This is a genomic window from Mycobacterium adipatum (assembly GCF_001644575.1).
In the GTDB taxonomy this organism is placed as follows: Bacteria; Actinomycetota; Actinomycetes; order Mycobacteriales; family Mycobacteriaceae; genus Mycobacterium; species Mycobacterium adipatum.
In genome coordinates this window covers 1,608,748-1,635,467 of record NZ_CP015596.1, presented here as the reverse complement: position 1 = coordinate 1,635,467, position 26,720 = coordinate 1,608,748, and the positions used below count along the sequence as shown (strand labels likewise).

General features: G+C 67.5%; 31 protein-coding genes and 1 pseudogene. 23 read left to right on the top strand and 9 right to left on the bottom strand.

Annotated elements, in window-relative coordinates:
* The first annotated feature begins 15 nt into the window (after window positions 1-15).
* The 5 genes from A7U43_RS07750 (at window position 16) to phoU (ending at window position 5,890) form a co-directional block, all read left to right on the top strand.
* The gene (locus tag A7U43_RS07750) at window positions 16-600 is read left to right on the top strand and encodes a TetR/AcrR family transcriptional regulator (protein WP_067993119.1); all 585 of its coding nucleotides are present in this window, start codon (window positions 16-18) and stop codon (window positions 598-600) included.
* A gap of 133 nt (window positions 601-733) precedes the next feature.
* A complete protein-coding gene (locus A7U43_RS07745; protein ID WP_067993115.1) occupies window positions 734-1,738 on the top strand; it encodes an acyl-ACP desaturase in 1,005 nt (334 codons plus the stop codon).
* Between the two features lie 80 nt (window positions 1,739-1,818).
* Complete coding sequence (gene dusB / locus A7U43_RS07740) at window positions 1,819-2,904, top strand: tRNA dihydrouridine synthase DusB (RefSeq protein WP_068002156.1); 1,086 nt, start codon at window positions 1,819-1,821, stop codon at window positions 2,902-2,904.
* A gap of 212 nt (window positions 2,905-3,116) precedes the next feature.
* On the top strand, window positions 3,117-5,135 hold the full coding sequence (locus A7U43_RS07735; protein ID WP_067993112.1) for an LCP family protein: 2,019 nt from the start codon (window positions 3,117-3,119) through the stop codon (window positions 5,133-5,135).
* Between the two features lie 86 nt (window positions 5,136-5,221).
* Entirely contained in the window at window positions 5,222-5,890 is a 669-nt protein-coding gene (gene phoU, locus A7U43_RS07730; protein WP_067993109.1) for a phosphate signaling complex protein PhoU, read from the top strand.
* A 2-nt stretch (window positions 5,891-5,892) separates the two neighbouring features.
* Here the strand turns inward: phoU and A7U43_RS07725 are convergent, their stop codons facing one another.
* Entirely contained in the window at window positions 5,893-6,405 is a 513-nt protein-coding gene (locus A7U43_RS07725) for a MarR family winged helix-turn-helix transcriptional regulator (protein WP_068002153.1), read from the bottom strand.
* An 85-nt stretch (window positions 6,406-6,490) separates the two neighbouring features.
* Here A7U43_RS07725 and A7U43_RS07720 point away from each other — a divergent pair, with 85 nt between their 5' ends.
* On the top strand, window positions 6,491-7,465 hold the full coding sequence (locus A7U43_RS07720) for a quinone oxidoreductase family protein (protein WP_067993105.1): 975 nt from the start codon (window positions 6,491-6,493) through the stop codon (window positions 7,463-7,465).
* Window positions 7,466-7,530: 65 nt separating this feature from the next.
* On the opposite strand, the gene pstB is transcribed toward A7U43_RS07720, so the two are convergent.
* The 4 genes from pstB to pstS are packed head-to-tail and all read right to left on the bottom strand — an operon-like array spanning window position 7,531 to window position 11,447.
* A complete protein-coding gene (pstB, locus tag A7U43_RS07715; protein WP_067993102.1) occupies window positions 7,531-8,307 on the bottom strand; it encodes a phosphate ABC transporter ATP-binding protein PstB in 777 nt (258 codons plus the stop codon).
* A gap of 11 nt (window positions 8,308-8,318) precedes the next feature.
* The gene (gene pstA, locus A7U43_RS07710) at window positions 8,319-9,233 is read right to left on the bottom strand and encodes a phosphate ABC transporter permease PstA (RefSeq protein WP_067993099.1); all 915 of its coding nucleotides are present in this window, start codon (window positions 9,231-9,233) and stop codon (window positions 8,319-8,321) included.
* Entirely contained in the window at window positions 9,230-10,303 is a 1,074-nt protein-coding gene (gene pstC / locus A7U43_RS07705; RefSeq protein WP_067993096.1) for a phosphate ABC transporter permease subunit PstC, read from the bottom strand. Before pstC ends, pstA begins: the two co-directional genes overlap by 4 nt.
* A gap of 49 nt (window positions 10,304-10,352) precedes the next feature.
* A complete protein-coding gene (pstS, locus tag A7U43_RS07700) occupies window positions 10,353-11,447 on the bottom strand; it encodes a phosphate ABC transporter substrate-binding protein PstS (protein WP_067993093.1) in 1,095 nt (364 codons plus the stop codon).
* A gap of 231 nt (window positions 11,448-11,678) precedes the next feature.
* Here pstS and A7U43_RS07695 point away from each other — a divergent pair, with 231 nt between their 5' ends.
* From A7U43_RS07695 to arsA, 6 genes and pseudogenes are all read left to right on the top strand, one after another.
* Window positions 11,679-12,356, top strand: a complete 678-nt coding sequence (locus tag A7U43_RS07695) for an arsenate reductase/protein-tyrosine-phosphatase family protein (RefSeq protein WP_067993090.1) — start codon at window positions 11,679-11,681, stop codon at window positions 12,354-12,356.
* Window positions 12,357-12,380: 24 nt separating this feature from the next.
* Window positions 12,381-13,055 carry an arsenate reductase ArsC gene (locus A7U43_RS07690; protein WP_067993086.1) on the top strand — a complete coding sequence of 225 codons (675 nt, stop codon included), beginning with the start codon at window positions 12,381-12,383 and terminating at the stop codon, window positions 13,053-13,055.
* Window positions 13,056-13,079: 24 nt separating this feature from the next.
* Window positions 13,080-13,463 (top strand): ArsR/SmtB family transcription factor, encoded by a 384-nt coding sequence (locus A7U43_RS07685; RefSeq protein WP_067993083.1) that lies wholly within the window; start codon window positions 13,080-13,082, stop codon window positions 13,461-13,463.
* Window positions 13,460-14,970: pseudogene (gene arsB / locus A7U43_RS07680) on the top strand (ACR3 family arsenite efflux transporter). The gene A7U43_RS07685 and the pseudogene arsB overlap by 4 nt, the downstream one beginning before the upstream one ends.
* Window positions 14,967-15,341 carry an arsenite efflux transporter metallochaperone ArsD gene (arsD, locus tag A7U43_RS07670; protein WP_067993077.1) on the top strand — a complete coding sequence of 125 codons (375 nt, stop codon included), beginning with the start codon at window positions 14,967-14,969 and terminating at the stop codon, window positions 15,339-15,341. Before arsB ends, arsD begins: the two are co-directional and overlap by 4 nt.
* Window positions 15,342-15,345: 4 nt before the next feature.
* Complete coding sequence (gene arsA, locus A7U43_RS07665) at window positions 15,346-17,106, top strand: arsenical pump-driving ATPase (RefSeq protein ID WP_082902043.1); 1,761 nt, start codon at window positions 15,346-15,348, stop codon at window positions 17,104-17,106.
* On the opposite strand, the gene A7U43_RS07660 is transcribed toward arsA, so the two are convergent.
* The gene (locus tag A7U43_RS07660; protein ID WP_067993067.1) at window positions 17,103-17,582 is read right to left on the bottom strand and encodes an ArsI/CadI family heavy metal resistance metalloenzyme; all 480 of its coding nucleotides are present in this window, start codon (window positions 17,580-17,582) and stop codon (window positions 17,103-17,105) included. The two genes, arsA and A7U43_RS07660, sit on opposite strands and share 4 nt — an antisense overlap.
* Before the next feature lie 101 nt (window positions 17,583-17,683).
* Between A7U43_RS07660 and A7U43_RS07655 the strand changes: the two genes are divergently transcribed.
* Window positions 17,684-18,043 carry an Rv2640c family ArsR-like transcriptional regulator gene (locus A7U43_RS07655; RefSeq protein ID WP_067993066.1) on the top strand — a complete coding sequence of 120 codons (360 nt, stop codon included), beginning with the start codon at window positions 17,684-17,686 and terminating at the stop codon, window positions 18,041-18,043.
* Here A7U43_RS07655 and mshD read toward each other — a convergent pair.
* Together mshD and A7U43_RS07645 are read right to left on the bottom strand one after the other, a co-directional pair.
* Window positions 18,008-18,889, bottom strand: a complete 882-nt coding sequence (mshD, locus tag A7U43_RS07650; protein WP_082902042.1) for a mycothiol synthase — start codon at window positions 18,887-18,889, stop codon at window positions 18,008-18,010. The two genes, A7U43_RS07655 and mshD, sit on opposite strands and share 36 nt — an antisense overlap.
* A complete protein-coding gene (locus A7U43_RS07645; RefSeq protein ID WP_231963602.1) occupies window positions 18,886-19,689 on the bottom strand; it encodes a winged helix-turn-helix transcriptional regulator in 804 nt (267 codons plus the stop codon). Before A7U43_RS07645 ends, mshD begins: the two co-directional genes overlap by 4 nt.
* Before the next feature lie 164 nt (window positions 19,690-19,853).
* Between A7U43_RS07645 and lmeA the strand changes: the two genes are divergently transcribed.
* The 8 genes from lmeA to A7U43_RS07610 all read left to right on the top strand — a co-directional run bounded on the left by lmeA (window position 19,854) and on the right by A7U43_RS07610 (window position 24,191).
* Window positions 19,854-20,669, top strand: a complete 816-nt coding sequence (gene lmeA, locus A7U43_RS07640; protein WP_197499976.1) for a mannan chain length control protein LmeA — start codon at window positions 19,854-19,856, stop codon at window positions 20,667-20,669.
* Window positions 20,666-21,088 carry a thioredoxin family protein gene (locus A7U43_RS07635; protein WP_067993056.1) on the top strand — a complete coding sequence of 141 codons (423 nt, stop codon included), beginning with the start codon at window positions 20,666-20,668 and terminating at the stop codon, window positions 21,086-21,088. The genes lmeA and A7U43_RS07635 overlap by 4 nt, the downstream gene beginning before the upstream one ends.
* The gene (locus tag A7U43_RS30660) at window positions 21,088-21,207 is read left to right on the top strand and encodes an Ms5788A family Cys-rich leader peptide (protein ID WP_369323235.1); all 120 of its coding nucleotides are present in this window, start codon (window positions 21,088-21,090) and stop codon (window positions 21,205-21,207) included. Before A7U43_RS07635 ends, A7U43_RS30660 begins: the two co-directional genes overlap by 1 nt.
* 87 nt (window positions 21,208-21,294) lie before the next feature.
* The gene (locus A7U43_RS07630) at window positions 21,295-21,777 is read left to right on the top strand and encodes a DUF4395 domain-containing protein (RefSeq protein WP_067993054.1); all 483 of its coding nucleotides are present in this window, start codon (window positions 21,295-21,297) and stop codon (window positions 21,775-21,777) included.
* Window positions 21,778-21,807: 30 nt separating this feature from the next.
* Window positions 21,808-22,641 (top strand): sulfurtransferase, encoded by an 834-nt coding sequence (locus A7U43_RS07625; protein WP_067993051.1) that lies wholly within the window; start codon window positions 21,808-21,810, stop codon window positions 22,639-22,641.
* Window positions 22,642-22,643: 2 nt separating this feature from the next.
* Window positions 22,644-22,946, top strand: a complete 303-nt coding sequence (locus A7U43_RS07620) for a DUF1416 domain-containing protein (protein ID WP_067993048.1) — start codon at window positions 22,644-22,646, stop codon at window positions 22,944-22,946.
* A gap of 166 nt (window positions 22,947-23,112) precedes the next feature.
* Window positions 23,113-23,769 (top strand): heme-binding beta-barrel domain-containing protein, encoded by a 657-nt coding sequence (locus A7U43_RS07615; protein ID WP_067993045.1) that lies wholly within the window; start codon window positions 23,113-23,115, stop codon window positions 23,767-23,769.
* 98 nt (window positions 23,770-23,867) lie between these two features.
* The gene (locus A7U43_RS07610) at window positions 23,868-24,191 is read left to right on the top strand and encodes a hypothetical protein (RefSeq protein WP_067993042.1); all 324 of its coding nucleotides are present in this window, start codon (window positions 23,868-23,870) and stop codon (window positions 24,189-24,191) included.
* 265 nt (window positions 24,192-24,456) lie between these two features.
* On the opposite strand, the gene A7U43_RS07605 is transcribed toward A7U43_RS07610, so the two are convergent.
* Window positions 24,457-25,254, bottom strand: coding sequence for an aminodeoxychorismate lyase (locus A7U43_RS07605; RefSeq protein WP_411289657.1), 798 nt, complete (start codon window positions 25,252-25,254; stop codon window positions 24,457-24,459).
* A 34-nt stretch (window positions 25,255-25,288) separates the two neighbouring features.
* Here A7U43_RS07605 and ygfZ point away from each other — a divergent pair, with 34 nt between their 5' ends.
* Window positions 25,289-26,368 carry a CAF17-like 4Fe-4S cluster assembly/insertion protein YgfZ gene (gene ygfZ / locus A7U43_RS07600; protein ID WP_067993036.1) on the top strand — a complete coding sequence of 360 codons (1,080 nt, stop codon included), beginning with the start codon at window positions 25,289-25,291 and terminating at the stop codon, window positions 26,366-26,368.
* Between the two features lie 141 nt (window positions 26,369-26,509).
* Window positions 26,510-26,692, top strand: coding sequence for a DUF3073 domain-containing protein (locus A7U43_RS07595; protein WP_067993033.1), 183 nt, complete (start codon window positions 26,510-26,512; stop codon window positions 26,690-26,692).
* Window positions 26,693-26,720: the final 28 nt, after the last annotated feature.

Sequence of the window (26,720 nt, the reverse complement as noted above, 5' to 3'; positions counted from 1 at the left end):
CAGCTTAGGAGTGATGTGTCGTCCGGTCAACGACGCGGCCGATGGTCCGGCGTCCCCCTGCAGGACCGCCAGACACTGCGCCGCAGCGAACTCGTCGCCGCCGGGGTCGCCCTGCTCGGCGGGGCGGCCGGCCCGGCCCTGACGGTGCGCGCGGTCTGCCGCGAAGCGGGACTGACCGAGCGGTACTTCTACGAGAGCTTCACCGACCGTGACGAATTTGTCCGCGCCGTCTATGACGACGTGTGCGCCACCGCGATGAAGGCCCTGATGTCCTCGGAGACACCGCGCGATGCCGTCGAGGCGTTCGTGACGCTGATGGTCGACGACCCCAGCCGCGGCCGGGTGCTCCTGCTGGCCCCCGAGCGCGAACCGGTACTCACGAAATCCGGCGCCGAGTGGATGCCCAGCTTCATCGCCCTGCTGCAGCACAAGCTCACCGAGATCACCGATCCCGCGCTGCAGGCGATGGTGGCCACCGGCCTGGTCGGCGCGCTGACCGCACTGTTCACCGCCTACCTGAACGGACGCCTGACCGCGACCCGCGAGCAGTTCGTCGACTACTGCACCGACATGCTGCTCAGCCGCGCGGCCGCCCGCTGAGCGACAGCACGGACCCGGCGCACCCGATTCGAGGTGCAACCGTTACCAGACCCACAGCTGAGGGAACTTGATGTCACTAGGGGACACAGATATATTGACTGCTACCAACAGGTACAGATAACTGGGAGTAACCGTGTCGCAAGACCTACCCGACGTGCAACTGCTGCGCGAGCTCGAACCTGTCGTCGAGAAGAACATCAACCGGCACCTCGCCATGCGCAAGGACTGGAATCCGCACGACTACATCCCGTGGTCGGACGGCAAGAACTTCTACGCCCTCGGCGGGCAGGACTGGGACCCCGAACAGTCCAAGCTGTCCGAGGTCGCCCAGACCGCGATGGTGCAGAACCTGCTCACCGAGGACAACCTGCCCTCGTATCACCGCGAGATCGCGATGAACTTCACCATGGACGGCCCGTGGGGCTGGTGGGTGAACCGCTGGACCGCCGAGGAGAACCGGCACGGGATCGCCCTGCGCGACTACCTGCTGGTCACCCGCGCCATCGATCCCGTCGAGCTGGAAGAGCTGCGCGTCGAGCAGGTCACCCGCGGCTTCTCCCCCGGCCAGAACCAGCAGGGCGACCTCTTTGCCTCGACCCTGTTCGATTCGGTGGTCTACGTGACGTTCCAGGAGCTGGCCACCCGCGTCTCGCACCGCAACACCGGTAAGGCCTGCGAGGAAACCGTCGCCGACCAGTTGCTGGGCCGGATCTCCGCCGACGAGAACCTGCACATGATCTTCTACCGCGACGTCAGCGCCGCCGGTCTGGATCTGGTGCCCAACCAGGCGATGAAATCCCTGCACCGGGTGCTGCGCAACTTCAAGATGCCCGGATACACCGTGCCGGAGTTCCGCCGCAAGGCCGTGACCATCGCCGTCGGCGGTGTGTACGACCCGCGCATCCACCTCGAAGACGTCGTGATGCCCGTGCTCAAGAAGTGGCGCATCTTCGAGCGTGAGGATTTCTCCGGCGAGGGCGCCCGGTTGCGCGACGACCTCGGCGAGCTGGTCAAGGAGCTCGAGGACACCTGCGAGAAGTTCGAGGTGGCCAAGGAGCGCCGCCTGGAGCGTGAGCGCAAGGTCGCCGAGAAGAAGGCCATGAAGAACCTGTTGGTGACGTCATCGGCAGCCTCCTAGCCCCAGCACACAGCGAGACGGCCCGATCTGGCTTACAGATCGGGCCGCTCGCGTTGGCCAGCCCCGTCGTGCTCGCACCGATGGCCGGTGTGACAAATGTCGCGTTCCGCACACTGTGCCGCGAGCTCGAGGTGGCCCGCGCCGGCACCGTCAGTGGCCTCTACGTCTGCGAGATGGTGACCGCCCGCGCCCTGGTCGAGCGGCACCCGGTCACCATGCACATGACGACGTTCGCACCCGACGAGTCGCCGCGGTCGCTGCAGCTCTACACCGTGGATCCGGACACCACCTACGCGGCGGCGAAGATGATCGTCGAGGAGAACCTGGCCGACCACATCGACATGAACTTCGGCTGCCCGGTGCCCAAGGTCACCAAGCGCGGCGGCGGCTCCGCGATCCCCTACAAGCGCAAGCTGTTCGCCAAGATCGTCGCGGCCGCGGTGCGGGCCACCGAGGGCACCGACATCCCGGTGACGGTGAAATTCCGGGTCGGCATCGACGAGCACCACCACACCCATCTCGACGCCGGCCGGATCGCCGAGTCCGAGGGTGCCGCGGCCGTCGCCCTGCATGCCCGCACCGCTGCGCAGCGATACTCGGGCAGCGCCGACTGGACCCAGATTGCCGCGCTCAAGGAGCAGGTGCGCACTATCCCGGTGCTCGGTAACGGCGATATCTTCGACGCCGCCGATGCGCTCGCGATGATGGAACAGACCGGGTGTGACGGAGTCGTCATCGGCCGCGGTTGCCTGGGCCGGCCCTGGTTGTTCGCCGAGCTCTCGGCGGCGTTCAACGGACGCCCGATCGCCACCCCGCCCACCCTCGGCGAGGTGGCCGATATCGTGCGCCGTCACGGCGAACTGCTCGCGGCCCATTTCGGCGAGGACAAGGGCATGCGCGATATCCGCAAGCACGTCGCCTGGTATCTGCACGGCTTTCCCGCCGGCGCCGACCTGCGCCGGGCATTGGCGCTGGTCAAGACTCTGCGCGAGCTCGATGCGCTGCTCGCCGAGCTTGATCCCGATGTCGCGTTCCCCGAGGTGGCCGGCGGTCCGCGGGGCCGGCAAGGCTCCCCGGGGGCGGTCAGTCTGCCCGAGGGCTGGCTCGACGATCCCGATGACCTGACGGTCCCCGTCGGCGCCGACGTGATGAACTCCGGCGGCTGACCGGTGAGATGATCCCGAGACCGCTCCGTCACCGCGACGGGCTGGCCGACTCTCAGGTTGTCTCAGTACGATGAGGGGCCACCAGGCCGGGCTCCGGTGGCGGAGCCGGGTGCACTGCTGCTAAAAGAGTTTGTCGCGGCTTTCACGCAGCGCAGACCACCACCGAGCGCAACGGCGCGCACGGATCCCCACGAGCTGAAGGCCGGTAGGACATGAGTGACGGCGATAGCGCCACTCCTGACCTGCCCGAGCGCGCCTCTGGGGAGGACAACCAATGGCTTACCCGATCCGCGCGGTCGGCGCCGGGTGCCACGCCGTGGGAGCGCGCCCAAACGTCGGTGCCGCCGGACACCGCCGGCGGTAATCACACCGACGGTGTCACCGTCGCCGACCTGATCGCCAAACTCGCCGCCGATCAGCCCACCGGCACCGGCGGTAAACGGCGCCGGGCCGACCCCCAGGACGACGAGCCGGCGCCCGAGAGCGCCGCCGAGATCACCGACCCGGTCGAAGCGGTGATCTTCGAGCCGTCGGCACCGGGGCACGCGGCTCACCCGGATCCGGGTGAGCCGGTCACCGAGGTCATGAATGTGGCGTCGGCGTATGCCGACGAACTGCCCGACCTGGCCGCCATCCGGCCCCCTCGCCCGCTGCACACCGCGCACCCGGCGCCGGTGCAGCACCACCGGGCCCGCAACGTCGGCCGCGTCGCCGCCGCGCTCCTGGCGGTGTGCGCACTGGTGTTGACCGGTGGCGCCTGGCAGTGGCAGTCGATGAAGAACAACAGCCTCAACCAGGTCTCGGCCCTGGACCCCAACTCGCGCGACATCGTCGACCCCAACGCGCAGTTCGGCGACGAGAACTTCCTGATCGTCGGCACCGACAGCCGTATCGGCCAGAACAGCGAGGTGGGTGCGGGCACCACCGATGACGCCGCCGGCGCACGTTCGGACACCATCATGCTGGTCAACATCCCAGCCGATCGCAAACGTGTTGTCGCCGTGTCCTTCCCGCGCGACCTGGCGATCACACCGATCAAGTGCGAACCGTGGGATCCCGAGACCGGGGCCTACGGTCCGATCACCGACGAAGAATCACCGATGTACGGCATGGACGAGGCCTGGACCGAGACCAAGCTGAACTCCGCGTACGCCGTCGGCGGGCCCAAGTGCCTGGTGAAAGTGATCCAGAAGCTGTCCGGACTGTCGGTCAACCGGTTCATGGCAGTCGACTTCACCGGGTTCGCGAAGATGGTCGACGCGCTCGGCGGCGTCGAGGTGTGCAGCACCACCCCGCTGGAGGACTACGAGCTGGGAACGGTGCTGGCCAACCCGGGCCGGCAGCTGGTGGACGGCCACACCGCGCTGAACTATGTGCGCGCACGCCAGGTGACCACCGAGGTCAACGGTGACTACGGCCGCATCAAGCGCCAACAGCGGTTCCTGTCTTCGCTGCTGCGCTCGCTGATCTCCAAAGAGGTCTTCTTCAGCCTCAGCAAGCTCAACAACGTCGTGAACATGTTCATCGAGGACAGCTACGTCGACAACATCAGGACCAGGGATCTGGTCGACCTGGGGCAGTCCGTGCAGGGCGTGAACGCGGGCCGGATCACCTTCGTCACCGTCCCGACCACCGGCTACGCCGATGACTACGGAAACGAGCAGCCCAGGGTCGACGATATGGCCGCGCTGTTCGAGGCGATCATCAACGATGACCCGCTGCCCGAGGAGCGCAACGCCGACAACACCCCGGTGCCCCAGACACCCGAATCCGGTAGCCCCTCAACCACATCCGCCGACCCGGACGGTGAGCTGGTCAACGCGGTGGCCACCGAGCCCGGCGCGGTCACGGTGCGGGTATCGAATTCGACCGGCGAATCCGGCCTGGCCAGCAGCGCCGCCGATGTGCTGCAGCAGCACGGTTTCAACATCGACACCCCCGATGACTACCCCGGCCCGCTGGAATCGACGACGGTGTTCTTCTCACCGGGCAATGAGCAGGCCGCCGCCACCGTCGCATCGTCGTTCCACAACGCCACCATCGAGCGGGTCACCGGGATGGGCGATGTCGTACGGGTGGTGCTCGGCTCCGATTTCAGCACGGTGACGCCGCCTTCACCGAGCGGATCATCGGTGAAGGTGCATATGGTGCGCGGAACCAGCAGCGAGTCCGTCACCGAGCTGCCCGAGGACCTCACGGTCACCAACGCCGCGGATACCAGCTGCGAATAGTTCGGCCAGCCGGACACGAAGGGCATTCACCTTTCGTTCACCTGTGGCATCGTGACCTTCTGGCCCGCTGACCGTAAGGTGATGACATGCGTACTGCGTATCAGGAACAGCTGTCTTCCTTGACCGTTCAGCTCGGTGAGATGTGCGGGTTGGCCGGCGTGGCGATGGAACGCGCGACCCAGTCCCTGTTGCAGGCCGACCTGGCACTTGCCGAGCAGGTCATCTCCGACCATGACCGCATCACCGAGATCAGCGCTCGCGCCGAGGAAGCCGCTTTCCTGCTGCTTGCCCTGCAGGGGCCGGTTGCCGGCGATCTGCGCGCCATCGTCAGCGGCATCCAGATCGTCGCCGACATCGACCGGATGGGTGCCCTTGCGCTGCACGTCGCCAAGATCGCCCGCCGCCGCCACCCGCAGCACGCGCTGCCCGAGGAGGTCAACGGCTACTTCGCCGAGATGGGCCGAGTCGCAGTCGAATTGAGCCGCAGCGCACAAGAGGTGCTGGAGACCCTGGACCCGGACAAGGCCGCCAGGATCCGCGAAGAAGACGACGCGATGGACGATCTGCACCGCCACCTGTTCTCGGTGCTGATGGACAAGGACTGGAAGCACGGTGTCACCGCAGCCGTCGACGTGACGTTGCTGAGCCGCTTCTACGAGCGCTTCGCCGACCACGCCGTCGAGGTGGCTCGCCGGGTGATCTTCACCGCCACAGGTTCATTCCCGGAGGACGGCACGTTCGAGGAGCCACGCTGACGTCAGCCGTCGTCGGCGACGATCCGCACCCCTACCTTGCGCGCGGCCAGCAGGTCACGCAGCACTTTCTCCAGCACCTGTAAGTCGGCGTTGCTGTAGCGCTGCAGGAACTCGCGCATACCCAGGTCCATCTCGCGGTGCAGTTCGCGGTGTGCCGCGCAGACCAGCGCGCCGTCGGCGGTGAGGTGCAGCTGAATCTCCTTACGGTTGCCGGGCACCGGCGTGCGCTCCACCAGGCCGGCCTCCACCAGGCGCTGCACATGCTTGGACACCGTCCCCTTGAGTTGGCCGGAGCGGGCAGCCAGCCCGACCACGCTGGACGGACCCTCCCCGATGGCGGCGAGCAGGTGCATCGACAGGGTCGGCAATCGGTGAATCACGCCTTCCAACCGCTTCGGGCAGCGCTGGATCATGAAATCGCGTTCCGGATCGCCGTCCTCGTCGGCGTCGAACTTGTCCCCGACCGCGCCGACCAACATATTGACCGCATCGACCAGCCCGGACTTGGTTTTCACGGAAACCATGTTGCCACCGAGGATGCGCCGCCGTACATTGTTTCCATAGAAACCATATCTTCGGAAACCATGAGGAGAGAGCGCCGTGAAGGCAGCCGTCGTCACCGAATGGGGCCAGACGCCCCGCTACACTGAATTTCCCGAGCCGCAGCCCGGCGACGGCACTGTTGTCGCCACCGTCGAGGCGAGCGCCCTGACCAATCTCACCAAGGCACTTATCAGCGGAAAGCACTATGCCAGCGGTGAACTCACACTCCCCGCCGTCGCCGGAGTAGACGGAGTCGCCCGGCTCGAGGACGGCCGACGGGTGTACACCGGCGCCGTCGCGCCCTACGGCATGATGGCCGAGCGCACTCTGATCAGCACGCACGCAATGCTGGAGCTACCGGACGGGCTCGATGCCGTCACCGCCGCAGCCGTGCCGAATCCCGGTATGTCGGCCTGGGCCGCACTGCAGCATGCCGCCGCCGTGGCACCTGGCGACCATGTGCTGGTGCTGGGCGCCACCGGCGTGACCGGCTCGTTGGCGGTGCAACTGGCCAAGTCCGTGTTCGGCGCCGGACGGGTGATCGTCACCGGCCGCGACGTTGCCCGCTTGCGGTGGCTGCGCACGGTCGGGGCCGACGAGGCGATGGACCTCCGCGACCCGGAGGTGCACGCGCGCATCGGCGCTCTACACGCCGAACGCCCCTTCGATGCCGTACTGGACTACCTCTGGGGTGCCCCGGCCGCGAGCACGCTCACCGCGCTGGCCGCCGGCCACCCCGCCGCGCACTATCACCGCACCCGATTCGTCCAGATCGGGGCAATGGCCGGACCCGCCATCGAACTGCCGGCCGCGATCCTGCGTGGCACCGGCATCACCATGTCCGGGGTCGGGATCGGCAGCGTGCCGCCCGACGTGTTGGCCAGGATCCGCTCCGAGGCGCTGCCGCGGCTGTTCGACATGGTCGCGACCGGCACCATCGACCTGCGCACCCGAACCCGGCCGCTGGCCGAGGTGACCGACGCCTGGGCCGCTGCGGAACCGTCCGGCACCAGGGTGGTGCTGACCCCTTAGAACGAGTTCGGCGCGCTCACGTTCGGTGACCGAACGTGAGCGCGCCGACGTCGCTTGTGAGACCGTCAGCCGAATCGGCCGGAGATGTAATCCTCGGTGGCCTTCTGGGTCGGGTTGGAGAAGATCTTCTCGGTGTCGTCGATCTCGATCAGCTGGCCGGGTTTGCCGGTGGCCTCGAGATTGAAGAACGCCGTCTGATCGCTGACCCGGGCCGCCTGCTGCATGTTGTGCGTGACGATGACGATGGTGAAGTCCTGCTTCAGCTCCGAGATGAGATCCTCGATCGCCAGGGTGGAAATCGGGTCCAGTGCCGAACACGGCTCATCCATCAGCAACACGTCGGGCTGCACGGCGATGGCGCGGGCGATGCACAGACGCTGCTGCTGGCCGCCGGACAGACCGCCACCGGGCTTGTCGAGGCGGTCTTTCACCTCGTTCCACAGGTTGGCACCCTTGAGTGAACGCTCGGCGACCTCATCGAGGGTCTTCTTGTTGCGGACGCCCTGCAGCTTCAGCCCGGCCACCACGTTGTCGCGGATCGACATGGTGGGGAACGGGTTCGGGCGCTGGAACACCATGCCGATGGTCTTGCGGACACCCACCGGATCGACGCCGGCGCCGTAGATGTCCTCACCGTCGAGCAGCACCGAGCCCTTGACGTAGGCACCGGGGATCACCTCGTGCATACGGTTCAGGGTCCGCAACACGGTGGACTTACCGCAGCCCGAGGGGCCGATGAACGCGGTCACGCTGCGCGGTTCCACCGACAGTGACACGTTCTGCACGGCGTGGAACGCACCGTAGTAGATGTTGACGTCTTTGAGATCCAGCCGCTTGGCCATGTCAGACTCTCCTAAACCTTTTTCGGGGCAAAGAACTTGGCGATGAACCGCGCACCGACGTTGAGCAGCGCGATGAGGACCACGAGGGTGAGCGCAGCGCCCCACAGGCGGTCGGTCGGAACGGGATTGGCGCCGGCGCCGGCCGATGTCTGGTCGAACATCATGCCGGGCAACGAGCCCATGAAACCGCTGAACATGTCGAAGTTCATGGCCTGGGCGTAGCCCACCAGGATCAGCAGCGGTGCCGTCTCCCCCATGACCCGGGCCAGCGACAGCAGGATGCCGGTGACGATGCCCGACAGCGCGGTGGGCACCACGATGGCCGAGATGGTCTTCCACTTCGGCACGCCGAGCGCATAACTCGCCTCGCGCAGGTCCATCGGGACGATGCGCAGCATCTCCTCGGTGGCGCGCACGATGACCGGGATCATCAACAACACCAGAGCCAGTGACACCGCGAAACCGGAGCGCTCGAAGCCGAGGGTCGCCACCCACAATGCGTAGATGAACAGGGCGGCCACGATCGAGGGCACGCCGGTGAGGATGTCGACCATGAAGGTGGTCACCTTGCCCAGTCGGGTCCCGCCCCCGTACTCCACCAGGTAGATGGCGACGAAAATGCCGATCGGGATCGAGATGACGGCACAGATCAGGGCTTGCAGCAACGAGCCGACGATCGCGTGGTAGGCGCCGCCGCCCGCCTGGAAGGCCGTCATGCCCGCCTGCGAGTTCATCCACCAGGTGCTGTCGAGCACGACGCCGATACCCTTGGCGACCACGGTGTAGAGCACCCACACCAGCGGCACGATCGCGATCACCACCGACGCGGTCACCAGGACCGTCGCCAGGTTGTCGGTGAACTTCCGCCGCCCACTGACACCCTGGAAGGTGGGAGCTTTGAGCGGCTGATCCAGTGTTGCGGTCATGATGCGGACCGGTCCTTTCCGGAAACCGCGGCACGGGCCAGCGAGTTCACCACGAATGTGAGGATGAACAGCACCAGACCCGCGGCGATGTAGGCGCCGGCCTTGTACTGGTCGTTGAATTCCGAAGCCGCCGAGGCGATCTTGCTGGCGAAGGTGAACCCGCCGTCGAACAGGGACCAGCCGAACGCGGTCTGGGTGCCGCGCAGGATGATCAGCAGCGCGATGGTCTCACCGAGCGCGCGGCCCAGGCCCAGCATGGCGCCGGAGATGTAGCCCGACATGCCGAACGGCAGCACCGTGGTACGCACGACCTCCCAGCGGGTGGCGCCCAGTGCCAGTGCCGCCTCGATCTGCCCGCGCGGGGTCTGGACGAACACCTCGCGGGTGACGGCGGTGATGATCGGCAGGATCATCACCGCCAGCACGATTCCGGCGGTGAAGATGGTGCCGCCGCCGGCCACCGATGCGTTGCCGGTGGAGAACAGGAACAGCCAGCTCAGATTCTCGTTGAGCCACACCGCAACTGGCTTGATCGCCGGCGCGAGGACATAGAGTCCCCAGACGCCGTAGATGATCGAGGGCACCGCGGCCAGCAGGTCGACCATGTAGGCCAACGGCCCCTTGACCCGCTTGTGCGCGTAATTGGTCAGGTAGATCGCGATGCCCAGGGCCACCGGCATCGCCAAGATGAGGGCGAACACCGAAACGAACACCGTGACCTGCAGCAGGTCCAGGATGCCGAAGTGCATCGCGGACGTGTCGGTGGTGATCCAGTTACCGCCGAAGAGGAAGAAGTTCTCCTCGTTGCGGCTGAGCGCCGGGATCGCCCGCCACAGCAGGAAGATCCCGATCGCGGCGATGATCGCGATGACGAGGATGCCCGACCCCTTGGCGAGCCCACCGAAGATCCGGTCGCCGATGCGCACCGTGGAGTTCTTCGACGGATTCGTTGCAGTCGGCGTGGGCTCGGGGAAGGGTGCGGCCATCGCCGCACCCGACCCCGAGTCTGCTGGATTCGGAATAGTCACGGAAGTACCGTCTGAGCCCTTCTCGATACCTTGATATGTCATGCGGTCTCCGCACCCATCCTCGTCTCGAATCAGCGTCTACGCCAGCGAACTAGGAAGCCGGACCGATGGCCTCGATGGAGGTCAGCAGACGCTCCTTGAACTTCTCCGGCAACGGCACGTAACCGGCCGAGGAGAGTCCGGCCTGGCCGTCGTTGGCGGCCACTGTCAGGAAGGACTTCACGGCCGCGGCGGTCTCGGCGTCATAGCCATCGGAGCAGACGACCTCGTAGGTGGCCAGCACCAGCGGGTAGGCGCCGGGTTCCTTGGTTCCGTACAGCGAGTCCAGATCGAGCGTCAGGTCGTTGCCCTCGGCCGCGAACTTGGCCGCGTCGATCGCCTTGCCGGCCGACTCGTCGGTCAGCTCGACCGCGCCGGCACCGGTGTCGATCTGGGCGTAGGGAATGCCGGCCTGATCGGCGAAGCCCTTCTCCACGTAGCCGATGGCGCCGGGGGTGGCCTGCACGGCCTGCGCCACACCGGCGGACTTCTGCGCGCCCTCGCCGGCGCCGCCCTGGAACTCGCTGCCGTCACCCTTGGTCCATGAACCCCCCGAGGCGGCCTCCAGGTACTTCTGGAAGTTGTCGGTGGTGCCCGAGGAGTCGGAGCGGAAGATCGGGGTGATGGCGGTGTCGGGCAGGGTCTTGCCCTCGTTGAGCGCGGCGATGGCCGGATCGTTCCACTTGGTCAGCTGGCCCTGGAAGATCTTGGCCAGCGTGTCACCGTTGAGCACCAGTCCCTCGACGCCCTCGACGTTGTAGGCCATGGCGATGGGACCGAAGACCAGCGGCAGGTTCCACGCCGGGTTGCCACCGCAACGCTCGGCGGCCTGCTGGGCCTGCTCTTCCTTGATCGCGGAGTCCGATCCGGCGAAGTCGACGTTCTTGGCGACGAACTGCTCGCGGCCCGCGCCCGACCCGGTCGGGTTGTAGGACAGGTTCTTGCCCTGGCACTTCTGACCCCACACCTGGTTGAACAGCGCGATGGCGTTCTGCTGCGCGGTCGAACCCTCGGCGGTGATGGAGTTCTTACCGCCACAGTCCGCGGCCGCCGACGACGTACCGGAGGCCGAACCGCTGGTGGCGGTGCTGCCGGTGTTGTTGTCGCTTCCACATGCGGACAGCAGCAGGGTACCGGCGGCAAGCATGCCCAGCGCGGCACCAGATCGTTTGGCCTTCACGAAGCTCCTTCGAGTACGGATATCGGGACACGCATGTCGCGTCGAGCAGTTCTCTCGCCGCTCGGCTGTGAACTTAAGGGCCACCTGTGAATCGATGCCCTACGGATAGTGAACGCAAGATGAACCAGCAGGGGCCGACCGGGGGAAACCCGCCCGCGGCGTTGACGTCCGCCAATTGACTCAGTAATGATTGAGTCAATGTCCATTGATCGATCTTCCGAATTGGCGCGCCGGGTCGCCGTGCTCGCCGCCCTCGCCGACCCGGTACGACTGTCGATCGTCGACCACCTGCTCGGCGCCGACGCCGCCCCGTCCGAGCTGCGCGCAATGCTGTCCATCCCGTCGAATCTGTTGGCGCACCACGTCAACGTCCTTGCGCGCGCCGCGGTGATCGAGCGCTCACGCTCGGAGGCCGACGGCCGACGGATCTACCTGAAGCTCAACCATGGGGCGCTGGAGTCCCTGATCTCGCCCGCCGACCACAAAGCGCGGCGGGTGGTGTTCGTCTGCACCCAGAATTCGGCTCGCAGCCAACTCGCGGCGGCCATCTGGAACCGGCGCAGTTCGGTCCCCGCCACATCCGCAGGGACCCAACCGGCCACCGAGGTGCACCCGGGCGCCGTCGCCGCGGCGCGCCGGCGCAACCTGCCGCTACGCCCGACCAAACCCCGGCATCTCGTCGAGGTCATGGACCCGACGGATCTGGTCATCGCGGTCTGCGACAACGCCCACGAGGAACTGCCGGCCGACCTCCCACGTATCCATTGGTCGGTCTGCGACCCGGCCCGAACCGCCGAACCCGATGCGTTCGATGAAGCAATGGACGACCTGACCGCACGCATCGACCGCCTCACCCCCAGCCTTCAACCCCTTTGAACGACGAACACCCAGGAGCAGCACATGAGCGACAACCTCACCGAGAGCCATCCGCATCTGCGGCACGATCTGTCGATCGACCAGCAACTGGCGCTGCGGACCTCCGCGACCCGGCTGCAGCAAGACTTCGGCGACCACTTCGGCGTCGAGACCATCGAACTGTTCCTGCACACCTCGTACGAGCAGTTCGCGGGGCGCGCGAGCGTACCCAACTTCCTGCCGCTGCTCGCCGAGCGCTTCGCCCGCCAACGCCTGCACGCGCTGGCCAAGGTCGAAGGCAAGTCGAATGACGGCAAGCCGACCGTGTTGTTCCTGTGCACGCACAACGCGGGCCGCTCACAGATGGCGCTGGGATTCTTCACCCACCTGGCCGACGATCGCGCGGTGGCGTGGTCGGGTGGTTCCGAGCCCGGGGACGAGGTGAACCCGGCCGCTGTGGCCGCAATGGCCGAGCGAGGTATCGACATCTCCCGCGAGTACCCCAAGCCGTGGACGGAGGAAATCGTGCGGGCCGCCGATGTCATCGTGACCATGGGCTGCGGCGACGCCTGCCCGATCTTCCCGGGCCGCCGCTATGAAGAGTGGGTGCTCGAGGACCCGCACGGCCAGGGTGTCGACGCGGTCCGACCGATCCGCGACGAGATCGAGCGGCGGGTGCGGGCACTGCTCGCCGAACTCTCGGTGCCGGTTGCCCCTTAATTCGATATACGTCAATATAGATGAATGTCGAATTCACTCCAGCTGCTGCGTACCGAGGACGCCCTCGGCCGAGCGCCTCTTGACGAGCGGGCATGCCTGCCGCTGGCGCAGATGTTCAAGGCGCTGGGCGATCCGGTCCGGCTGCGGCTGCTGAGCCTGATCGCCAGCAGCGCCGGCGGCGAGGCATGCGTCTGCGATATCTCGGCAACATTCGACCTGTCCCAACCGACCATCTCCCACCACCTGAAGGTGCTTCGCTCCGCCGGCATCCTGGGTAGCGAGCGACGCGGCTCGTGGGTGTACTACCGGGCCGTCCCCGAAGCACTACAACAGCTTTCGAACATCCTGCAGATCGAGAGCGGACCCCCCACACCATCCGATGCCTGTGTCGAGGAGACTGCACGATGAGCACCCCCACCACCGCCGCCGACTCGGCGGTCGTCAAGAAGCTGTCCGCGCTGGATCGGATGCTGCCGGTGTGGATCGGCATCGCCATGGCGGCCGGACTGCTGCTGGGCCGGCTCATCCCCGGTCTCGGCAGTGCCCTCGGCGCCGTGGAACTCGACGGTGTCTCACTGCCCATCGCCATCGGTCTGCTGGTGATGATGTACCCGGTGTTGGCCAAGGTGCGCTACGACCGCCTGGACACGGTCACCGGCGACCGCAAACTGCTGCTGTCCTCGCTGGCGCTGAACTGGCTGCTGGGGCCCGCGTTGATGTTCGCGCTGGCATGGCTGATGCTGCCCGACCTGCCGGAGTACCGCACCGGGTTGATCATCGTCGGCCTCGCCCGCTGTATCGCGATGGTGATCATCTGGAACGACCTGGCCTGCGGTGACCGGGAGGCCGCCGCGGTGTTGGTGGCGATCAACTCGGTGTTCCAGGTCTTCATGTTCGCGGTCTTGGGCTGGTTCTATCTGTCGGTGCTGCCGGGTTGGCTCGGCCTGGAGCAGACCACCATCGATACGTCGGTGTGGCAGATCGCCAAATCGGTGCTCATCTTCCTCGGGATTCCCTTGGTGGCAGGCTTTCTCACCCGCCGGTACGGCGAGAAGGCCAAGGGCCGGGACTGGTACGAGTCTCGTTTCCTCCCGAAGATCGGACCGTGGGCGCTCTACGGCCTGCTGTTCACCATCGTCATTCTCTTTGCGCTCCAAGGTGACCAGATCATCTCGCGACCCTGGGATGTCGCGCGGATCGCACTGCCCTTGCTGGCCTACTTCGCCGTCATGTGGGGCGGCGGCTACCTGCTCGGAGCGCTGATCGGGCTGGGCTACGAGCGCACCACGACGCTGGCCTTCACCGCCGCCGGCAACAACTTCGAGCTGGCCATCGCGGTGGCGGTCGCCACCTACGGCGTGACCTCCGGGCAGGCGCTGGCCGGGGTCGTCGGCCCGCTCATCGAGGTGCCCGTCCTGGTCGCCCTGGTGTACGTATCGCTGGCGCTGCGCGGACGATTCACCCAACCGACCCCCGCCGTGACCGAGGAGACGAAGTGACCCGCAAGCCCGCCGTGTTGTTCGTCTGCGCCAAGAACGGCGGCAAATCGCAGATGGCCGCCGGGCTGATGCGCCACCTCGCCGGCGGCGAGGTGGACGTCTACTCCGCGGGCACCAAACCCGCAACGGCCATCAATGCGCTGTCCGCGGAGAGCTTGCGCGAGATCGGGATCGATATCACCGGCGAGTCACCGAAACTGGTTGATCCGCAGCGTGTCCGAGATGTCGACGTGGTGGTGATACTCGGCCGGGAAGCCGAGCTCGCGCCGGTGCCGGGTACCGAATTCCAAGTCTGGGACACCGACGAGCCCTCCGAACGCGGTATCGACGGCATCGAGCGCATGCGCTTGGTGCGTGACGATATCGCGACCCGGGTCAACCAACTGCTACCCCACCTGAAGGAGACCGTCCGATGAGCAAGATCGAGGTGTTCGAGCCCGCATTGTGTTGCGCGACCGGGGTCTGCGGGGAGGACGTGGATCAGCAGCTGGTGGTGTTCTCCGCCGACTTGGATTTCGTCGCCGGCCGTGGCGGCGACGTCGCCCGCTACAACCTGGCCAGCGAGCCGGGCGCCTTCGCCGGGAACGAGACCGTGCGGGCGTTTCTGCACGTCGCGGGATCCGCCGGACTGCCGCTGGTCCTGGTCGACGGTGTGACCGCGATGACCGGCCGCTATCCCGATCGCGAGCAGCTCTCCAAATGGGCCGGAGTCGACGTGGCCGCACCGAACTTGCTCGGCGACAGCTGCTGCGGCAGCGGCGCTTCCGATGCTTCCGGTTGTTGTTGAACTCGTGAAGTTCCTGACGGACCCCCCGCGATTCCTGTTCTTCACCGGAAAGGGCGGTGTCGGCAAGACCTCGATCGCATGTGCCGCGGCGATCCGGCTGGCCGCCCTCGGCAAGCGGGTGCTGCTGGTCAGCACCGACCCGGCATCCAATGTCGGCCAGGTCTTCGGCCTCACGATCGGCAACACCATCACCGACATCGCTGCGGTGGAGGGGCTGTCGGCGTTGGAGATCAACCCCGACCAGGCCGCCGAGGACTACCGCGAACGCATCATCGGTCCGGTCCGCGGCCTGTTGCCCGAACAGGAACTGCGCGCGATCACCGAGCAACTCTCCGGGTCCTGCACCACCGAGATCGCCTCGTTCAACGAATTCACCGAATTGCTCACCGATTCGGACGGCCCGATGAGGCAGTTCGACCACGTACTGTTCGACACCGCGCCGACCGGGCACACCATCCGGCTGTTGCAACTCCCCGGCTCGTGGACCGACTTCCTCGACGCAGGCAAGGGCGACGCGTCGTGCCTGGGTCCGCTGTCCGGACTGGAGAAGCAGCGGGCACTGTACGCGGGCGCGGTGGCGGCCCTGGCCGATCCGCAGCGCACCCGCCTGGTCCTGGTGGCCCGCGCGCAGCGGTCCACCCTGGCCGAGATCACCCGCACCCACCATGAACTCGCCGCGATCGGCCTCACCCACCAGTACGTCGTGATCAACGGAGTCCTGCCGGCCGCCGCGGCCACCGATGATCCGCTCGCCGAGGCGATCTATCGCCGCGAACAGCGCGCCATCGCCGATCTGTCCGACGAACTGCGTGCGCTCCCGATGGATCTGGTGGATCTCAAGGCCACGAACATCGTCGGGCTCGAGGCGCTCGCGTCATTGTTCAGCCGCGAGCCGGGCTCCCCCGATCCCGCCGAGGACGTCGCCCTGGATGTGGCGGACGCCCCGCTGTCCGCTCTGGTCGACGAACTGGCCAGTGGCGAGCACGGTTTGATCATGTGCATGGGCAAGGGCGGGGTCGGCAAGACCACCATCGCCGCCGCTATCGCGGTCGCCCTGGCCAACCGCGGACATCTGGTGCATCTGACCACCACCGACCCCGCCGGTCACCTCACCGACACGCTGCACGGCACCCTGGACAACCTGCACGTGTCGAGTATCGACCCCACCGAGGCCACCCGCGCCTACCGCGAACATGTGCTAGCCACCAAGGGTGCAGCGCTCGACGACCGCGGCCGGATGATGCTCGAAGAGGATCTCCAGTCGCCCTGCACCGAAGAAGTCGCTGTGTTCCAAGCCTTCTCGCGTGCCATCGGCGAATCGCGACACAAGTTCGTCGTCGTCGACACCGCTCCCACCGGGCACACCTTGTTACTGCTGGATGCCACCGGCTCCTACCACCGTGAGGTCGCCCGGCAGTTGGGCGACCGGCATTTCACCACCCCGTTGATGCGGCTACAGGACCCCGCACTCACCAAGGTCATCATCGTCACGCTCGCCGAGACCACTCCGGTGCTCGAAGCGGCCGGGTTGGCTCGCGAGCTCGAGCGCGCCGACATCCACCCCTGGGCCTGGGTGATCAACAATTCGCTGGCCGCCGCGCGCCCGACCTCCCCGGTGCTTCGCCGACGCGCGATCGCCGAGGTTCCCGAGATCAACACGGTGAGAGCCGATCAGGCCGGTCGGGTGGCGGTGGTGCCGCTACTGGCGACCGAGCCTGTCGGCATCCCCGCCCTGTCGGCGCTCACCGCGTCCAGGGTCGGCTAACAGCAGCCCGCACCCGCGGTGACCTCGTCATCGTCGGTGTCCGCCGCCACGCTGCCGCAACACACGCCGGCGTCGGGATCCCCGGGGTGCTGCGGGCTGGTGCCGAAGGTGTCCGAATCGGCGAGCACGGTGTAGACCTCCCAGCGCTCCCCGGCCGGTCCGGTGACCCAGACCTTGTCCTGGGTGGCGAAGCAACAAGTGGCGCCGATCTCCTCGTCGGTGAACAACCCGGCCGCGGTGAAGCGGGCGATCTCGGAGTGCACGGTGTCGCTGGATCCGACCTCGACGCCGAGATGGTTGATGGTGCCGCCCTGGCCGGGGTTCTCGAACAGGACGAGCTTCAGTGGCGGATCGGCGATCGCGAAGTTCGCGTAGCCCTCCTTGAGCTTGGCGGGTGCGGTGTTGAAGAGCGTGGCGTAGAACGCGACGGCCTCGTCGAGGTCGTCGACGTTGAGGGCGAGCTGAATGCGGGACATGATGAACCTCCATACCTGTGTGACATATATCGAATTAGCGCGCTGGGTTCAGCATGCCCACCTCTTCGACATATGTCAATGAATTGGCTAGGATTGCCCTCATGCCGAAGTCCTTGCCGCTGGTCGACATGTCCGCACCGGTGTGTTGCGCACCCGTGGCCGCGGGCCCGATGAGTGACGAGGCGGCGCTGGAGGTCGCGCTGCGCCTCAAGGCGCTCGCCGATCCCGCGCGGGTCAAGCTGATGTCATTGCTGTTCAGCAGTCCGACCGCGGAGGCCAACAGCAGCGATCTCGCCGACGCCGTCGGGCTCAGCGAATCGACGGTCAGCCATCACCTCAGCCAACTCCGCAAGGCGGGCCTGGTCACCTCCGAGCGACGCGGCATGAGCGTCTTTCACACGGTGCGCCGCGAGGCGGTGGCCGCGCTATGCGTGGTGCTCGACCCCGACTGCTGCACCTGAACCGCCCGCATACGCAATATCGGCACTGAAGACGTCAAACCCCAGCCGCCGATACGTCTTCACCGCGGCCGTGTTGTCACCCTCCACATACAGCGTGACGTCGGCCTCGGGGCCCAGTCGGTCGGCGAGATGATGCAGCCCACGCAACGTCAGTTCGGCACCCAGACCCCGGCCCTGCGCGGCGGGGTCCACCCCGACCACGTACACCTCGCCGAGGGTCGGCCCGTGCACCTTCGTCCAGTGGAAGCCGAGCAGCCTGGACCCTTCGTAGGCCAGGAACAGACCGGCCGGGTCGAACCAGGATTCGCCGCGACGCTCGTCGAGATCGGCTTCGGTCCAGCCGCCCTGCTCGGGATGCCAGGAGAACGCCGCGTTGTTGACGCGGAGCAACTCGGCGTCGTCTGCCGGTCCGGCATAGCCGCGGATCTCATGTGCCGCCTGGTAACTCGGCAGATCGGCCAACGACCGGCGCATCTGGAGCAGCTCACGCACCGGGTGCAGGCCCAGCGTGGCGGCCAGCGCTCTGGCCGGCGCCAGGTCGCCGTGCGCCCAGATTCTGGTCTGCGGCCCGCCGGCGGCCAGCGCGGTGCGGACCAGCTCGGCGCCGAAGCCGCGGCGCCGGGCGTCCGGGTGCACCACCGCCTCGGCCATCTCGGGCGCCAGGTTCAGGTAGCCGACCACGGTGCGCCCGTCGCGGGCCAACAGGTGCCGCGTGTCATCGCGAACCAGCTCGCGCAGCACCTGATCACCCACCGGGGCAACCCCGTCCACGGTGGTGGCCGCGGCGATGATACCGGTGATCTGGGCCTGATCGTCGGCCGAGAGCCCGGTCCGCCACTCGATCACTGGCTGTGCAGCGGACCGAAAGAGCCTGCGGCCGAACCGAAATCAGATTCGCCAAGGTCTGTGTCGAGCTCGCCGTCGTAATCGTCGGTGTCTTCGAGTTCGTCGGCCGCCGGTGCCGGCGCACGCCCGCGCGCCGGCCGCACGGCCTTGTAACCGACGTTGCGGACGGTGCCGATCAGCGCTTCGTACTCGGGGCCGAGCTTGGCGCGCAACCGTCGCACGTGCACGTCGACGGTGCGGGTACCACCGAAGAAGTCGTACCCCCACACCTCCTGGAGCAGCTGAGCCCGGGTGAACACCCGGCCGGCGTGCTGGGCGAGGTACTTGAGGAGCTCGAACTCCTTGTAGGTCAGGTCCAGCGGGCGACCACGCAGCCGTGCGGTGTAGGTGCCCTCGTCGATGACGAGTTCACCGAGGGTCACCTTGCCCACGCTCTCCTGGTCGGCGACCCCGCCCCGGCGCCCGATCAGCAGCCGCAGCCGCGCATCGATCTCGGCGGGCCCGGTGCCGGGCAGCAGAATCTCGTCGAGACCCCATTCCACGTTGACGGCAACCAGCCCGCCCTCGTTCACCACGGCCACCACCGGGATCGAGGTCCCGGTGGTGCCCAGCAGGCGGCACAGGCCGCGCGCGGCGGCCAGGTCGGTGCGCGCGTCGACGATCGCCACGTCGGCCGTCCCGGCCTCGAGCAGGGACGACACCTCGGTGGGCGCCGTGCGGACATTGTGGGCCAGCAGGGACAGCGAAGGCAGCACGGTGTCCGGATGGGGGTCGACGGTCAGAAGTAAGAGTTCCAATATGTTCTCCCGCGTCCTGGATCGTCCCCGGGACATCGGTGTCGGAGGCAACTTCGGCGATTCATGACTGACACGTGGCCGTTACGACCGACGATCGCCTAACAATACCGTGCTACCTGCTGGTTAGCAGACCGGAACCGGTGGGTGTCCATCCACCGACCCGGTGAGTGCGACAGAATGTCCGGGTGCGCAAGCTGCTGACCGGTGTCCTCGCGACCCTCCTCGCGGTGGTTCTGGGCGGCGTGGGAACGGATTTCGGCGCGGCGATCTACGCCGAATACCGGCTGGCCCGCAGCGTTCGCACCGCCGCGCAGCTGCATTTCGATCCGTGGGCCAGCATCCTGGGGTTCCCCTTCATCACCCAGGCCCGCGCCCACCACTACCGCGAGGTCGAGATCCGGGCGGGCGGGGTCCAGCACCCGGTCACCGGCAAGGTGTCGTTGGAGGCGACGCTGCATTCGGTCGACCTGACGGACTCGACCTGGCTGATCGGGCCGGACGCCGCGCTGCCGGTCGGGATCGCCGAGAGCCGGATCATCATCGACTCCACGCACGTGGGCCGCTTCATGGGCATCAAGGACCTGCTGGTCGAGGCGCCCACCCGGGAAACCGAGGACGGCCTCAAGGGCGTCACCGAGTCGGGCATCTCCAGCGGCAAGGATCTGGTGTTCACCGGCACTCCGACGAATGCGGACTTCGCCGAGCGGGTGAGCGTGGCGGTGGATCTGACGGTCGCCGATCCGGACGGCAGCACGCTGGTCCTCACCGCGACCGGGGTACTGACCGGACCGGGCACCGCGGACGAACCGGTGCCCGAGAACAGGACCGCCGCGGTACTGAAGGCGTTCAGCACCCGCATCCCGGGCCAGCGTCTGCCCTTCGGCCTGACGCCGACCACCGCCGGTGCCCGCGGATCCGACATCATCGTCGAGGGCATCGCGAAGGGACTAACCGTGCGCCTGGACGAGTTCAGGCAGTCATGAGTACATCGTGGGCGCTCGTGATCGTGATCGTGATCGCGGTGCTCGGCATCGGGTACCTGGTCGGCAAGATGATGACGCTGCGCTCGGGGATGATCAAGGCCGCGGCGGCGGCCGCCGATATCGACACCAGTGGGCTGGGGCTGTCCGACACCGGCCCGACGGTCCTGCATTTCACCGCGACCTGGTGCGGCCCGTGCGCGGCGGTACGCCGGGTGGTCGATCAGGTGTGCGCGGAACTCCCGGCGGTGGCCCACGTCGAGATCGACATGGACGACAATCCCGAGGCGGCGCGCCGGCTTTCGGTGCTGTCACTGCCGACCACGATCATCTTCGACGCCGCCGGGCGGCCGCGATACCGGAGCACCGGCGTCCCGAAAGCCGCTGACCTGCGCTCGGCTCTCGAACCGCTATTGGCCTGATGGCGGTGCCTACGGGTATTGTGTGCGTCGTGACCGCCCGCCTTGAGCTGATGCTCACCAAACGCCGCGCAGTTGATCTGTGCCGCACCGCGGGTTGTTGCTGTTGTTGTAGCTGCTGACAGCTGCGCCCTCATCTTGGTGCGCCGCTTCGCCAGGCGCCTCCGTGGCCTGCCAGTCCAGCCCAGCCAAGCAACAGGAGCATTCACATGTCAGTCGATACCGGAGCGGGAACACTGCCCGCCGGGCGCGTGCACGATCAGGTCGACGTGCGCGGGCCCCGCTTCGTCGCATGGATCACCACCGCGGTGCTCATCGTCACCCTGCTCACCGCGGCGGTCAGTGTGCCCGCGGCCGCCGTCATCCTGGGCCTGCAGACGGTCGTCTTCGCGGTCGGCACCGCCGCGGGACCGCGACGGCATCCCTACGGCCTGGCGTTCGCCGCGCTCGTCGCCCCGCGACTGGGCCCGGTGACCGAGCGCGAACCGGTGCCGCCGCTGCGGTTCGCGCAGCTGGTCGGCTTCCTGTTCGCAGCGGCCGGCACCGTCGGCTTCGCGCTGGGCGCCCCGGTCGTCGGTCTCGTCGCCACCGCCTTCGCATTGTTCGCCGCGTTTCTCAACGCCGCCTTCGGCATCTGCCTGGGCTGCCAGATCTACCCGCTCGTGGCGCGGTTCCGCCGCGTACCCGTCTGACCCCAGCTGTACAACGAAAGGAACTACTTCATGGCACGCTCCGACGTCCTGGTCTCCACCGACTGGGCCGAGAGCAATCTCGACGCGCCGAAAACGGTCTTCGTCGAGGTCGACGAGGACACCTCCGCCTACGAGGGCGGCCACATCCAGGGCGCGGTGCGCCTGGATTGGAAGACCGAGCTGCAGGACCAGGTCAAGCGTGACTTCGTCGACCAGCAGCAGTTCTCGAAACTGTTGTCCGACAAGGGCATCGCCAATGACGACACCGTGATCCTGTACGGCGGAAACAACAACTGGTTCGCCGCCTACGCCTACTGGTACTTCAAGCTGTACGGGCACGAGGACGTCAAGCTGCTCGACGGCGGACGCAAGAAGTGGGAACTCGACGGCCGCCCCCTGGTCACCGAGGTGCCCAACCGTCCCGCCACCTCGTACTCGGCCAAGGCGCCCAACAACGACATCCGCGCCTTCCGCGACGAGGTCATCGCCGCGATCGGCGAGAAGAACCTGGTCGACGTGCGCTCCCCCGACGAGTTCTCCGGCAAGATCCTGGCCCCGGCCCACCTGCCCCAGGAACAGAGCCAGCGCGCCGGCCACATCCCCACCGCGATCAGCGTGCCGTGGAGCAAGGCGGCCAACGAGGACGGCACCTTCAAGTCCGACGAGGATCTGGCCAAGCTGTACGCCGAGGCCGGCCTGGACGGCGCCAAAGAGACCATCGCCTACTGCCGCATCGGTGAGCGCTCGTCGCACACCTGGTTCGTGCTGCAGGAGCTGCTGGGTCACCAGAACGTCAAGAACTACGACGGCAGTTGGACGGAATACGGTTCCCTGGTGGGAGCCCCGATCGAGTTGGGAAGCTGATTATGTGCTCTGCACCGAAACAAGGACAGACGTTGCCCGCCGGCGTCGACCTGGAGAAGGAAACCGTCATCACCGGTCGTGTGGTGGACGGCTCCGGCCAGGCGGTCGGCGGCGCCTTCGTGCGCCTGCTGGACGGCTCTGACGAGTTCACCGCCGAGGTCGTCGCGTCGGCCACCGGTGACTTCCGGTTCTTCGCCGCCCCCGGCAACTGGACGCTGCGGGCCCTGTCCCCCGCCGGCAACGGCGATGCCACCATCGCCCCGACCGGCGCCGGCATCCACGAAATCGACGTCAAGGTCGCTTAGCCACTACCCAGGGTCACCGCGCACGGGCCTCGGCTCGAGCGCGGTGACCCTTGGCGGTTAGGATCATCCCCGTGGTGTTGTTCTTCGAATTTCTGCTCGTGGTGGCCGTCGTCGTCATCACCTGGTTCGCGCTCTACGCCGTCTATCGGCTCGTCACCGACGAGGGGTGAGCGCCGACAGCGACGCAGTCGTGCCCGGCTCGGGTGACCGGGCCGTCGCCTCTGCGGCTGAACGGGCCAAGGTCACCGCGGCCCGCAACATTCCGGTGTTCGACGACCTACCGTTACCCGCGGACACGGCGAACCTGCGCGCCGGGGCCGACCTCAACCCGGCGCTGTTGGCGTTGCTGCCGCTGGTCGGCGTGTGGCGCGGTGAGGGCGAGGGTCGCGATGCCGACGGCGACTACCGGTTCGGCCAACAGATCATCGTCTCCCACAATGGCGGCGACTTCCTGAACTGGGATTCCCGCTCGTGGCGGTTGACCGAGACAGGCGATTTCCTGTCCGCGGATCTGCGCGAGACCGGGTTCTGGCGCTTCGTCAACGACCCGGCCGATGTCGATGAGACGCAAGCCATCGAGCTGCTGCTCGCCCATTCGGCCGGTTTCGTCGAGCTTTTCTACGGCAGCCCGCTCAACCAGGCGTCCTGGGAACTGGCCACCGATGCCCTGGCCCGCAGCAAGTCCGGGATGCTGGTGGGCGGCGCCAAACGCCTCTACGGGATCATCGAGGGCGGCGACCTCGCCTATGTCGAGGAGCGGGTGGACGCCGACGGCGGCCTGGTCCCGCATCTGTCGGCGCGATTGGTCCGCTTCACCGGCTGACGTCCGCACGCATAGCCTGCACCAAGCTCGCTGCTATGTGATGCCCACCTTGCCTCCTTAACGTCGATCGCACCCGATCCGTAGAGGAGGAGAACAACATGATCCTGTCATCGCTGCGCGCCGCCGTTGTCGGGCTTGCCGGTGCGGCGCTGCTGACCGGTGTGGTGGCGTGCTCATCGGAGGCCGCCGCGGCACCTGATCACGCCGATTTCCAGCAGTGTCTTTCCGATAACGGCGTGCCCTCGCCGCCGGACGGCGGGCCGCGTGGCCCCGGCGGCCCCGAGGGCCATCCGGACGGGCCGCCCCCGGCACCGCCCACGGCGGGTGCCACACCACCGGCGCCGCCGGGAGTGGACCACGGTACCTGGGACGCCGCGATGCAGGCCTGCCGCTCGCTGGCTCCCGCACCGCCGAGCCGCTGACGGCCCCGGATATGGAGCAGCCCCCGAGCCGTTCGTCTTGGTTGGACCAACCAAGGGCTCGGGGGCCGGGTGGCTGCCTGGGATTCGCCAGCGCTCGCAGGACTGCACGATGAGCGCATGTGCGAACGGCCAAGAGCTCCGTCACACTCCTGGTGCTGCTAGCTAGCAGCCACCTCACTTGTCCGTATGTCACTCAATTTCTCGGACCACCTCCTCTCTTGTGTACGAGCGACCGTACTCCCGAAACCGTGACCCGACAACCGATTTAGTGCGAGACCGCCCGGTCCACCAGCCGGGCCAACTCGCCCGCGGCCGGCGCCGCAGGCAACGCCACCCCGTCGAGAGTGTGCACCCGAGCACTCAGCGTCACCGATGAAAGCAACCAAACCCCTTCGGCGGCAAAAAGATCCGCTACAGTGAGCGCACGGAAGTCGCTGCGTGGCGCGATCCGGAACAGCGCCTCGACGGTGGTGCCGGCCAGGATCGGTAGCGTCGGCGGCGGACTCAGCAGCGTTTCGCTCTGCGCGATCACCACCGAGGAGCGCGGCCCCTCCAGCACCCGGCCGGCGGCGTCGACAAAGATCGCGTCACCGGCGCCCCGGCGTGCCGCCTCCCGCAGCGCCGCCGCGTTGAGGGCATAGGACAGCGATTTGGCGCCCGCCACTGCGCCGCGCGGGCCGGGATCCAGTGTCACCACCGCCAGTCCGCCGTCCCGGGCGGTGCGGACCCGCGCCGGCACCTCGGACACCATCACGAACGAGGCGCCCCGCCCGCACACCAAGCGCAGCACGGCCTCGGCGGCACCGGACCAGTGGGCGGCCGCGACAGCCACCGCCGCCCGCCAGCGCGCGGGATCGGGGCGCGGCAGACCGGCGATGGCGGCCGAGCGGTCCAGCCGTGCCAGGTGGGCCTCCAGCAGACACGGACGCCGATCGCGCAACAAGGTGGTCTCGAAGACACCGTCACCGTGGGTGAGCATCGGGTCGGCCGCCCGCACCAGCGGTGTCTGCGGCCCGTGCACCACACCGTCGAGGTCCACCACCACATATGCGGATCGGGCCACCATGGGCCGAGCGTAACCGCCGTAAGGTGGCGGTATGGCCGCAGTCACCGCCCCCGAATCCGGACCGGACGCCGGCGCCGTCTGGCATTTCGGCGATCCGTTCGGCGAACAGCGCGCCGCCGGAAATGCCGCCGTGGTGATCGACCGATCGCATCGCGCCGTGCTGCGGCTCACCGGGCCCCAGCGGCGCAGCTGGCTGCACGCCATCTCCAGCCAGCACGTCAGCGACCTTTCCGATGGCGCCGTCGTGCAGAATCTGAGCCTGGACGGGCAGGGCCGTGTCGAAGATCACTGGATCCAGACCGAGCTCGACGGGGTCACCGTGCTGGACACCGAACCGTGGCGCGGCGAGCCGCTGTTGGGCTTCCTGCGCAAGATGATCTTCTGGGCCGACGTCACCGTGGACCCGGCCGACCTTGCGGTGCTCTCGCTGCTCGGCCCCGGGCTGTCCGAGCCCGCGGTGCTGACCGCGCTCGGGGTGCAGGCGCTGCCGGCGGCCTGGACCGCGGTCGCGCTGACCGGTGGCGCCTTCCTGCGTGGCACCCATCCCGGTGAGTACGACGTGCTGGTCCCGCGCGCGGACAAGGACACGTGGATCGACGCGCTGGTCGGCGCGGGCGTGACCCGGGCCGGCGTGTGGGCCTACGAAGCGCACCGGGTGGCCGCCGCACGCCCACGCCTGGGCGTCGACACCGATGAGCGCACCATTCCGCACGAGATCGGCTGGATCGGCGGGCCGGGCGTGGGCGCGGTGCACCTGGACAAGGGCTGCTACCGGGGCCAGGAGACCGTGGCCCGCGTGCACAACCTGGGTAAACCGCCGCGCATGCTGGTGCTGGTGCAGCTGGATGGGTCCGGCGAGCGGCCGGTGACCGGCGATCCACTGCTGGCCGGTGGGCGCGCGGTGGGCCGGTTGGGGTCCGTCGTCGACCACGTCGACGACGGGCCGATCGGATTGGCCCTGGTGAAGCGGGCGCTGCCGGCCGACACGCCACTGGTGACCGGCGGCGAGAACCCGGTGGCCGCGGCCATCGATGCGGACTCGGTGCCCGACACCGATGGCGTCGGCGCGGGCCGGTTGGCGGTCGAGCGGCTGCGCAGCGGAGGGCGCTAGAACGGCCGGAACCGCGGCAGCCATGGGCCTGCAGGCGGCCCGCCGCCGGGCACGGTAAAGTGTTGGCAGGACAATATAGACACACACAGATCGGAGCCGCCTGCACGTTGGGCCGCTCCGTTATTGCGCGAGGGGGTCCCAATGGGCCGCGGCCGGGCTAAGGCAAAGCAGACCAAGGTTGCTCGTGACCTTAAATACAACACGCCGGAGACTGATTTCGAGCGGCTTCAACGCGAGCTGTCCAACAGCAGCGGTGCCGACGACTTCACCAACGGCGACGGTCTCCCTGAGCGGTACGCCGACGAGGACGACTGGCGTCACTGATCCGGCGGTGCATGCACCGCGCGGTTGG